3 protein-coding genes and 1 pseudogene are annotated in these 6,788 nt (G+C 40.7%); 1 reads left to right on the top strand and 3 read right to left on the bottom strand.

The features are described 5' to 3' along the window. Positions 1 to 117 precede the first annotated feature (117 nt). Positions 118 to 327, top strand: coding sequence for a hypothetical protein (locus V7K55_RS09215; RefSeq protein ID WP_334830395.1), 210 nt, complete (start codon positions 118 to 120; stop codon positions 325 to 327). A gap of 206 nt (positions 328 to 533) precedes the next feature. On the opposite strand, the gene V7K55_RS09210 is transcribed toward V7K55_RS09215, so the two are convergent. The 3 genes and pseudogenes from V7K55_RS09210 to V7K55_RS09200 all read right to left on the bottom strand — a co-directional run. After that, positions 534 to 2,117, bottom strand: coding sequence for an HlyD family efflux transporter periplasmic adaptor subunit (locus V7K55_RS09210; RefSeq protein WP_334830393.1), 1,584 nt, complete (start codon positions 2,115 to 2,117; stop codon positions 534 to 536). 154 nt (positions 2,118 to 2,271) lie between these two features. Beyond that, the gene (locus V7K55_RS09205; RefSeq protein ID WP_334830390.1) at positions 2,272 to 5,283 is read right to left on the bottom strand and encodes a peptidase domain-containing ABC transporter; all 3,012 of its coding nucleotides are present in this window, start codon (positions 5,281 to 5,283) and stop codon (positions 2,272 to 2,274) included. An 811-nt stretch (positions 5,284 to 6,094) separates the two neighbouring features. Beyond that, positions 6,095 to 6,691, bottom strand: a pseudogene (locus V7K55_RS09200) (DUF4114 domain-containing protein); the annotation flags it as partial. Between the last annotated feature and the right edge of the window lie 97 nt (positions 6,692 to 6,788).

The raw sequence follows: 6,788 nt of genomic DNA, 5'->3' as shown, positions 1-6,788 counted from the left end.
AAATCCAATGATCTACTCTTTTTTATCAAACCCAGACTCCACAATACTTTCAGGCTATCTTGCCCCTGGTGACAGCTTCGCTATATTTACCCCTACATTCGCCGTATGGAAAAGTTTATGGACGAATTAGTTTGGATGTCAACTGTCCTGAAATATGGGCGACAAGAGGTCAGCTTGGAGAAAAAAGATAATATTCAAGTTAACACCCATGCCAGTAAACCCTGCCCGGAATTAGCTGCTCGGATGGGTGCAGATGTAATGGATACCGTCCTGCAAGTAAGTCGTAATACCCAGACTGGTGAGGTGAAAGCTACCCTAGTTACTTGAGTTCCAATTTTGCTTGACTCTAGAACACCAATAAAGTATCGCCGCAACATTCAAGAGAAGAAACTGCACTTGATGCGATCGCAGTTCTACAAAATTTTATAGCTCTGCGTCCAGATGCGCGTGAAGCTTTGTGGCAGCCGTCGGCTGCCAAGCAATATAGGTTCGTTTTGCTGGATTAAATAATCCTCAACATTCTTCTTGACAAATTAACGTACTTCTTTAAGAGTATCAATTTGCTTGGTAAACAACTCAGTGAATAAACTAATTACAGTTCGTTCTTCGCGTACTTTGATATTGGCACTGATTGACATACCTGATTGCAAATTCACATTTTTACCCTTAATTACTAAAGATTGTTTATCCAAATGCAGCTTTGCCGGAAACCGATAAAACTGATGTGTTTGGTCTGGCGGTAATGCATCTGAACCTATCCCCATCACTTCCCCTTTGATATCGCCAAATTCGCTGTAAGGAAAGGAGTCAATTCTGATATCTACCTTCATACCTTTTCGCACAAAACCGATATCTTTGTTAGTGATAAAAACTTCAGCTATGTACTTTTCATTCGGGACAATTTGCAGTAGTTTTGTCGTCGGAGTAGCCACAAATCCAGGGTTTTTTGCTTGTAAATCGAAAACTGTTCCGGCGACAGGCGCACGAAGTTCTTGATATTTAACGTTTAACTGTGATTGAGATATTTTACTATTGACATCTGCCAAACGCTGTTCATTATCTAAGATAACTTTCATGAATTGGCTATCGATTGCAGCAATCCGCTGTTTGTTATCAGCGATCTTATCCAAAACGTTTTTATCAGAAACAGCCACCGTATTACTTAACTCTTGTTGTCCTTTTTCGATATCAAACTGGAGGCGTTTTGCTTCTTCACCTAGTTGTGCTACTTCCGCCGTGCGGTTTTGGACTTCTTGTTGCTGATTGAGATACTGAAGTTGAGAAATACCACCTTCTTCTGCTAATATCTTCAGTTTCGCTAAAATCCCCTCTTGAATAGCTAAACTTGATTTACTATCTTCCAGTTTAAATTGATTTTGACTAAGTTGCTTCCTGGTTTTTTCCACTTCCAATTGCGCCGCAGCAGACCGAGAATCTAATTCTTTCTTGGCAACTTGTAGACGTTGTTGCTCATCAATTCCTAGCGTAGAATCTTTGCCAGAATTTCTTAATTGAGTCCGTAATAAGTCATTTTCTGCTACTATTGCTGCCCGACTTTTCAGCAGGAAAGTAGTTTCTTGTGGTAAATTACCGCGCAAATATAACAGTTCTGTTCCTGTGGCAGTACTTGCACTCATCAATCGACGATAAATCTGGTTTTCTTTAATTAAGGCAACGCGAATTTTATTCAAAGAATTTAATTCAGCAACTGAAGCGATAGAATCAAAAGTCAGTAACAAATCTCCTGCTTTTACTGCTTGTCCATCTTTAACATTAACTGTTTTCACTACTCCACTAACAGGAGCCTGGACTTCTTTAACTGTCCCTTCCGGCTTTAATTGCCCTGTTGCTGGCACTACTTGCTCAATTTTTGCAAAATAAGCCCAAGCAATTCCAAAACAGGCTAACCCAATCAGAGTAATCATGATTGTCCGTGACCAAACTGGAGATTGGCGTAAGACAATTGATTGCTCAAATTCCTGACTACTTGAGTTAATTAAAGACTCTTGAGCAGCTTTCTGTTGTTTTGTAAGTACCGGTGAATCTTGCTTGACTCCATTTTTCTGATTACCGTTTTTCTGATTGCCGTTGAGGTGATTCCCATTAAGTTGAGTCATAATGATTTTGGATTTTGGATTTTTTGTAGAATGTGCAATGTTTACTGATGCCGAAAAGCTTGATTTTAATATACCCACCTACTATTATTGCTACATCTATGGGATATTGGTCAAACTGAAAATCCTTTGATGCCATGCCCCCAGCAATGACTAATTATAAGTTCACATCTTGTTGCTGATATAGGTAAAAATAATGACCTTTCGTAGCCATTAGTTCTTGATGGCTACCTTGTTCTATAACCCTGCTATTATCCATCACAACAATCATGTCTGCATTACTCACGGTGTTTAATCGGTGGGTAATAAAAAATACTGTATCCCCCTTAAATGCTTTGGCTAAATTGAGACATATTTGCCGTTCTGTGGGATAATCTAGGGCGCTGGTGGCTTCATCTAAAACTAATAATTTTGGTCGTTGTAAAACAGAGCGAGCGATCGCAATTCTTTGTCTTTGTCCACCTGAAAGTGCAGAACCCCTTTCTCCCACCCGTGTGTTGTAACCATTGGGCAAGTTCATGATAAACTCGTGGGCGCAGGCAACCTGAGCCGCTTCGATAATTTCTTCGGTTGTCGCATCGGGATTCGTCAGAGCAATATTTTCTTGAACGCTACCGTCAAACAACAACGTTTCTTGGGGAACTACGCCTATTTGTCGTCGCAGTGAATAAAGTTCTACTTTGGCAATATCATAACCATCAATCAAAATTCTGCCGGACTCGGTTTCATAAAGTCTCAGCAGTAATTTCATCATTGTACTTTTACCAGATCCACTTTGGCCGACGATGCCGATAAATTTCCCTGGCTCGAATTCGAGGTTGACGTTGGAAAGTTGCAGAGGCCCACTCGTCCCAAATCGGAAGGAAACATTTTCGTATTTTACGGCTCCCTTAATTGTCGGTAAGGGGATATTGTAGCGGTCTGTTTCTCCTTCTTGTGGCGTATCGACAATATCGCTTAAACGTTCCAGAGATAAGGCTGTTTCTTGGAAGCTTTGCCAAAGTTGAGCTAAACGTAATATTGGGCTGGTGACGTAACCAGATATAATCCTAAAGGCAATTAGTTCGCCTAAAGTTAATTCTTGTTTCAGTACCAAATAAGCTCCTACCCACAAAACTAGTAAACTGCTGAGTTTGTTGAGAAAGTTGCTGGTGGAGTTAGCGAGGGTGGAAGTTACAACTGTTTTAAAACCAGCGGCGACAAACCGAGCGTAACGCTCTTGCCAAGAAAACCGCGATCGCAATTCAATATTTTGGGCTTTTACGGTTTGAATTCCTGACATCACCTCTACTAAATAAGATTGAGTTTCGGCGTTGCGTTCGGCTTTGGCACGTAACTGTCTGCTAATGGTGGGAGAAGCAATTAAGGTGATGACGATAAACACTGGAATCGTGCTTAAAGCTACTAAGGTAAGTGGCCAACTGTAAATCAGCATCACACCGATATAGACCACCGAAAATAGAGCATCTAACCCTACTGTTAAGGCAGTACCCGTCAAGAATTGGCGAATATTTTCTAATTCGTTGATGCGGGTTGAAAGTTCTCCCACTGGTCGGCGTTCAAAGTAGCGCAGGGGTAAACGTAGTAAGTGGTCGATAATTTGCGACCCTAAGCCCATATCAATCCGGTTAGTGGTATCGACAAATAAGTAGGTTCTTAAGGTTGTCAGGACTGCTTCAAATATCCCAACTACTAATAACAAAATCCCCAAAATATGTAGTGTGCCAATACTATTTTGAGTGATTACTTTGTCGATGATTAACTGAACTACCAGAGGATTTGCCAATGCTGCTAACTGCACGAAGAAGGAGGCAATAAAGACCTCTATTAACACTCGGCGGTGCTTTGACAAATAGGGTAGAAACCACCTTAAACTAAAACGTTCTTGGGGTGTTTGGTTGGTAGCAGTGAGTAGTAATACTCTAGTTTGGGGTGGAAAGTTGGTTGGATCGACATCTAATTGTTCAACTAATTGAGCCGGTTTACAGCGGACAATTCCTTTGGATGGGACACCCACAACCATCGTATTTGCATCGGTGGCATATAAAACTGCAAAGTTATCACCATAGCGAATCAATGCTGGTGTTGGTATGCGTGTCACTGATGCAATTGGTATTTCTATTAATTGCGCCTTAAGTCCGATTAATTCTGCCAGGTAAGCAGTCACTTGAAAGGATATAGTCCCCTGACGTTTGACTTGCTCGGTTAAAATGCGGCGAACTACTTCTCGACGAAATGGCATTTCTAGGTGCTTGGCGACCATTTGGAAGCAGGCGAAGGCTGTATTTAGTTCTCCTTTACCACTAAAAAATGGGTATTTTTGTTTTGACGAACTCTGTGAGGTCTGGGGGGCTGTCTGGGGAACTATTTCGTCTGATGCGTAGGGAATAATATCTAGGTCGTCGGCGCTATCTCTATCTACTCTGGTTTCTGTTACTGCAAGTTCTATCTCATGGCTGTCTTGCAATATCAAATTTGACGGATGTATACCAACTAAGCGGGCGGGGTTTTGACCGATAACCTGAATTTTGTCTCTGTCATCTTCTGATTCTAGGCGATCGCCAGGTGAGAAATTCGCTACTGTGCTACCGCCACTTAAAAACCAGACGCTTTCGCTATCCAGTTGGTTTAATGCTGTTTTTCCTGGTGTCAGGTAATGGACTTTCGCCTGTGGTAAGGCGTTTTCTGTGACTTCTCTGAGATTTAAGGTAGCGATCGCTTGCTTTTGCCAGTAGGAACAAAGAATATCGAAAACTTCAATCAAATAACTGCGGTTCTTGCGGGCTTCGGCAAAAGCTGGGTATGAAGCGAGAAAACTAAAATATGCCGATGCACTCAAGGTTAAACATACTACTTCGGTGGAGGCGATCGCAGTTTCACAGGCGACATCGCGCAACAAACCAACTTCGCCGACAATTTCTCCCGGTTGTAGCAATTTTAGGGTGATTGGCATTTGCGTCTGGGGATCGTATCCCAAGAGGCGCACTTGTCCCTCATAAATGATCGTGATGCGTTCCGGGAGACTTTCTTTACCGATGATTTTCTGACCGATCCGATAGCGAAATGCTTGCAGTTGGTCTGATAGATTAGCGATCGCTCCTTCGGGTAAGCGATCGAACCCTTCTAGGGTGGTGATAAATTCGACAAAAGTGTTCTTTATATAAGTCATATAAAACAAATCAAAATGAGGAATTAAGTTGAAAATATTAGGGAGTATCTCTTTTACTAACAGTGGCAGTGTCTGCTTTTATGCCAGCAGTGGTAAGACTTCTGTGAAATCCAGGTGCCTAAATATGTAAAATTACAGAGGTGAGTTCGTCTAATTACAGACCTGTATTTATATCAGATGGTTAGGATTGTTATGCGTTTTTCAAAATAAAGTATAGTCTAAATGGATCGAGGACAAGTTATCACTTGGTTAACGGCACATAATTTATACAAATTTAAAATCAATATTTAGCATTGCAAATATGCAAGATGGATACTTATTCTCAAACTAATACAGATAAACGCGGTTGTTAAATTTAGCGTTGCATATTTCAATTTATGATAACCAACTTGAAAGTATCACAGATGCTTTCCTAAGTAAATACCCTAATTAAGAATTATGTAATGAAAAACTTTAAATTTCTGAATTATTTTTTACAAATTCTTGAGTATGGGGATTGACAATATCACTTATGGTGAAAGACAGTGAGGTTTCCTTGATAAACAGCGCTATACCCGATTTATGAAAGAATTCTCCATCACTTTTTTTGTAGCTTAATTTCATAAAAATTAACTGGAAAAGTAAAGGTGAAGATTTTATAATCCTAGATGAATCAACTATTAAATTTATGAAGTAAAGACAATAACTGCCTTCAGTAAATTTACTAGTTTAATTAATCGGGAGTCTATTTAATCGCCACACACAAAACAACCCCACCCCGCAACCGGGACGAGGTTGTTTGATTTTGCTAACTAATTATTTGCGTTTAATATCAGACAGTAGCACTGACACTCAATTTTACCTGAACTATCACATCGTTGTAATCTTTGTCACCACCATTTGGTAGATCCTCAAAACCAAAGGTGTTATTTCCTAACAATCGAATGTGATCTACCTTATCTGAGTTAGCACCCAAGAATGAGAAGTAAACCTTCTTATTATCCTTACCCTTGAGAATAGCATCGGGTTTACCATCCACAATAATAAATGGTGCAAACAAAGAATTCGGCCCGAAGGTGCCAGTGTAATTTGCAGTCCCTTGGTTGTCCACCGCCAAGTCAATACCTGCAACGCGCCCACGCACAGCAGCTTCGGCGTAACCAGCCTGTCCAACGAGAATATCTGCTTTGCCATCACCATTAGTATCAATACCACCATTTTCATCAGCCACTCGATAGAAGCCGACAAAGTTGTTGTAAGACGCTTCTCTGTTGACTGCAAACTCAGCTGTTACTGATTGTGTCACACTTCGTAAATCAATCAGTTCACCTTGAGATTTTCCTTGCAAACCAGTACCTAAAGATACCTCTTCTTCTGTTGTCTGAACTGTCACAACAAAATCCTGGAAGTTGAGAGAAAACCCTTCTTCTTGTGCAATACCTTAGCCAAAATAAGAGGATGAGGAGAGAGGGCCGATGTAGTAGAGTTATTGTCTCTCACAACGACAACTCAAAAACCACAATCAG

It is taken from the genome of Nostoc sp., assembly GCF_036919895.1.
In the GTDB taxonomy this organism is placed as follows: domain Bacteria; phylum Cyanobacteriota; class Cyanobacteriia; order Cyanobacteriales; family Nostocaceae; genus Nostoc.
This window is presented reverse-complemented; position numbering and strand designations above follow the sequence as displayed.

What these genes read in the sequence shown, in the direction of transcription:
- V7K55_RS09215 (WP_334830395.1), top strand. Translation starts at nt 118, where the DNA reads ATGGACGAATTAGTTTGGATGTCAACTGTCCTGAAATATGGGCGACAA.
- V7K55_RS09210 (WP_334830393.1), bottom strand. Translation starts at nt 2,117, where the DNA reads ATGACTCAACTTAATGGGAATCACCTCAACGGCAATCAGAAAAACGGT.
- V7K55_RS09205 (WP_334830390.1), bottom strand. Translation starts at nt 5,283, where the DNA reads ATGACTTATATAAAGAACACTTTTGTCGAATTTATCACCACCCTAGAA.